Raw genomic sequence first — 3682 nt, 5'->3', positions numbered from 1 at the left:
TATTACTCGCGCTCCGTCAAGCGAAGTTAAATCTTAGCTTAGTTGGTATTTAAAAAGTAGCTTTAAATTGGGAGGAGTTGCTGATTTTCGGCTATCTCATCGATTTTTAAGAAAAGATTGTTTTAAAGACAGATCGCATCCTTAAAGCAGTCTTTACCATAGTTCTGTGAGGGTGGGGTGACTTGAGCATAATATAAAATCTGTTCAGTGCTGGAACGGTCACGATATTCCGCAGCTAAGGCACGCTGACGCTGTTCAGGATTCATGTCCAGAAACTCTAAAAATAATTGCGCCTGTGTCGATAACTTGGATTTCTGACCACGCGCTAGACCAATAATAGTTTCCAGATGGCTGGTTTCTACTGAATAACGGTCACGATAATCCTCAGAGATTGGCGATTGCTCGCTGCCTCTGAACAGGAAATAAGTATATTGTTTCAGCAGATATTCGGCATCGCGCTGATAGCTACTTTTCGGATAAGTTTGCAGATAATCTTCCCAGAATAAAGCGCGAGCGGCAATATTGGCAGCTTCAAGCTGCAAGCGTTTTTCAACCAAGACCGGTTCAATGTTCTGCTCAGCCAGATTCTCAATAAATACCTTTTCGGCAGCTGGTAAATACGGCGCGAAGATACGCGCCAGATATTCCGGACTACGACGATATTGCAGCGTGCCATTGCCCTGATCCAGCAGTTCTACATAGGCCTGACCTTTATGCTTCAATAAATACTGGTCGCGTGTAGTCAACTGTTCAAAGTGGCTTTGCTGAATGGTGGGATGCTGAGCCATATCCAAGGCATATTGTTCGAAAGCACGTTGCTGGAATTCGGTACGTTCCACATGCAGGAAGCGTTGATACATTTCGGTGGAACGCTGCATCAGGTGTTTCTGCTCGGCCAGTTCCATGAGCGGCAGACACACTTTCAGGTCCTGATTAATCTGTTCCAGTGCAAAAGTGGTGCGCTGTTCATTAATCTGGGACATGTTTTTTTCAATATTTTCACACATGAGAGTGAAATCGTTCGCGGGAGATTGAACGGTTTTAACCTCGGCCTGTTCCATTTCAACTTGCGGTTCTGAGGATTGCTGGCATCCGCCTACGAACAGCAAACTGCTGAAAACAAAACAAACTTTGAATATCGAATGAATTCGCGTTAACACTATGCTTCAGGACTCTATATAGATGAAATCAGAAATAACTGCCTTACTGGGAGCTATATTGTATAGATCTAATTCAAGTTCTATGTGTAGTATTGTGAATGGCTTTGTTAAGCTAGGATGCAGGAAGGGGAAAATAGGAGGAATATTGAATAAAATCGTGGATCTATAAGAGAAAATTAATAAAAGTCATACGTAAAAAATCAAAAGAAATCTTTAGTATTGCTGGGTTTAAAGCGCCTTAATCTGATGATTGAAATGGCTGTAGGGGTGAAAACTATAAAATGAAATTAAAACTCATCGTCAGTGCCTGTTTATTGGGTGTCAGTCCGACACTGTTTGCGCTGGATCTGCTTGAAGCTTATCAGCGTGCCCAGCAGAATGATCCGAACTGGCAGGCGAATCTGTTGCAATACCAGTCGGACCAGCTCAATCTGGGCATTGCCAGCGGAAATTTATTGCCGACTGTGACTTTATCTGGAAATGTGACCCGTAAAAACCAGTCTGCTGATAATTCATCGATAGAAGATTTGCCTGCCGAATTTGGGGAATTACAGGGTTCGAGTACGACCACGCGTCAGATTGCAGTTACTGCACGTCAGCCATTGTTTCGCTGGGATGCCTGGCAGGGTTATAAGCAGGTCAAAACCTCGGTAGAACTTAGTGAAGTTAATTTACGTCTGCAAAAGCAGCAGCATATTTTGCAGGTGGCAGAAGCCTATTTTAATGTTTTACGTCAGCAGTCTTTAACCACAGCTTATTTACAGGAAGAGCAGGCTTTATCAGAACAGCTAAAAATGATGAATGCCAAACTTCGAGAAGGGCTCGTGGCGAGAAGTGATGTCAGTGAAGCCAATGCCCAATATCAGAGTGCGCAAGCTAACCGGATTTCTACACAGGTGCAACTGGTGCTGGCACAGGAACAATTGGCTCAGTTGATTGGACCCTATCAGGAAAATCTGGCGGTTCTGCGTGAGGATTTCCAGTTTCAGAAACCTGTTCCGAGTAATATCGGTTCCTGGACCGAACTGGCACAAAACCAGAATCTGGAAATTCTACAGGCCCGTTTGCAGAAACGCTATTCGGAAGATGCCAAGCGGGTAGAGCAGGCGGCTCTCTATCCTCAGGTTGAAGCCGTCGGAACCTATGGCTATTTAAAGCAGACTCCTGAAACAGTGTTATCAACCAATGGTGATTTTGACCAGATTGGCGTCGAGGTCAACTGGAACCTGTTTACCGGGGGCCGAACCCAAAAAAGTATTCGTCAGGCCGGCGTAAATGTGCAGCGAAGTGAAGCCCAACTGGATGCCGCAATCCGCAAAGCCAACACCGATGTCAAACAGTCTTATCTGCAGGTAGAAACGGATGAGGCCAAGCTGAATGCACGTAAAGCAGCGATGCAGTCTTCAGATATTGTGTCTCAAGCTTCCAGAGCTCAATATCAGGAAGGTTTAAAAACCATGGTGGATGTATTGCTGGCGCAGCGTAATGCCTTCTCTGCTAAGACTGACTATCTGAATGCTAAATATGATTATTTGCTGCATGTACTGCAATTACAGGCTTCAGTAGGACAATTGACAGAAAAGGAACTGGCAGAGATGAATGCCTGGCTCATTGAATATGACCGTTCTTAAAGACGACTAATGAGTTGTCATCAAACTTTCATGATGGTCATGCTTTAATGACATTTCATGATGTGTTCTTGCCTTTTCCTGTTCTGGAGTAGATTTCCTTGAGTCCCAATAATCCTGTGCTCAGTCATCATATTTCTTCGCAATTCAATGAAGAATTGCAGGATGTAAATACCAAGTTCATGACCATGGGTGGCATGGTAGAACAGCAGGTAGCCAATGCCATTCATGCGCTGCTGGATACAGATGCTGCCATGGCGGTCGATGTGCAGTTTCAGGACAATATTGTGAACCGCCTGGAAGGTGAAATTGATGAGGCACTCACCCTGATTTTGGCTCGCCGTCATCCTGCTGCTATTGATCTGCGCATGGTGCTTGCCATGTCCAAGGCCAATACCGATCTGGAACGGATTGGAGATGAAGCATCGAAAATTGCCCGTATTGCCCAGACTTTGTGTGAAGAGGGTGGTTCACCACGCGGTTATATGGAAACCCGACATATTGGTAACCAAGTTCGAGTGATGATTCATGATGCATTGGATGCCTTTGCCCGTCTGGATGTAGACCAAGCACTGCGCGTGATGCAGGCCGATGCTGATATTGACCGCGAATATCAGTCCGCTACCCGTACCTTAATGACTTATATGATTGAAGATCCGCGGCATATTAGTCGAGTGATCAATGTACTTTGGGTACTACGCTCACTGGAACGCATTGGAGACCATGCACGTAATATTTCGGAACAGGTCATTTATATGGTCAAGGGCCTGGATGTACGTCATAGCAGTGTTGAAGAAATTGAACAAAAATTTCAGCGTTAAGCAAACCTAAATAATAGTAAAAAGCCTGCATTGTGCAGGCTTTTTTTATTTCAAAAAATGCTCTTGATATTGT

At 44.5% G+C, this 3682-nt stretch carries 3 protein-coding genes; 2 read left to right on the top strand and 1 reads right to left on the bottom strand.

Annotated features, from left to right (window positions below; genetic code table 11):
- Positions 1-122 precede the first annotated feature (122 nt).
- Positions 123-1160: a hypothetical protein gene (locus B4J23_RS11535; protein ID WP_313482900.1), complete on the bottom strand. Its 1038-nt coding sequence runs from the start codon at positions 1158-1160 to the stop codon at positions 123-125.
- Positions 1161-1441: 281 nt separating this feature from the next.
- On the opposite strand from B4J23_RS11535, the gene B4J23_RS11530 reads away from it, so the two are divergent.
- Both B4J23_RS11530 and phoU read left to right on the top strand, forming a co-directional pair.
- Positions 1442-2791 carry a TolC family outer membrane protein gene (locus B4J23_RS11530; protein ID WP_291360745.1) on the top strand — a complete coding sequence of 450 codons (1350 nt, stop codon included), beginning with the start codon at positions 1442-1444 and terminating at the stop codon, positions 2789-2791.
- Positions 2792-2889: 98 nt separating this feature from the next.
- Positions 2890-3609 carry a phosphate signaling complex protein PhoU gene (gene phoU / locus B4J23_RS11525; RefSeq protein ID WP_034705351.1) on the top strand — a complete coding sequence of 240 codons (720 nt, stop codon included), beginning with the start codon at positions 2890-2892 and terminating at the stop codon, positions 3607-3609.
- Positions 3610-3682 lie beyond the last annotated feature (73 nt).

It is taken from the genome of Acinetobacter sp. UBA3025 (assembly GCF_002367915.1).
In the GTDB taxonomy this organism is placed as follows: domain Bacteria; phylum Pseudomonadota; class Gammaproteobacteria; order Pseudomonadales; family Moraxellaceae; genus Acinetobacter.
This window is presented reverse-complemented; position numbering and strand designations above follow the sequence as displayed.

Bases quoted from the DNA above. Each gene is read 5' to 3' on its own strand.
- B4J23_RS11530 (WP_291360745.1), top strand. From the start codon at position 1,442: ATGAAATTAAAACTCATCGTCAGTGCCTGTTTATTGGGTGTCAGTCCG.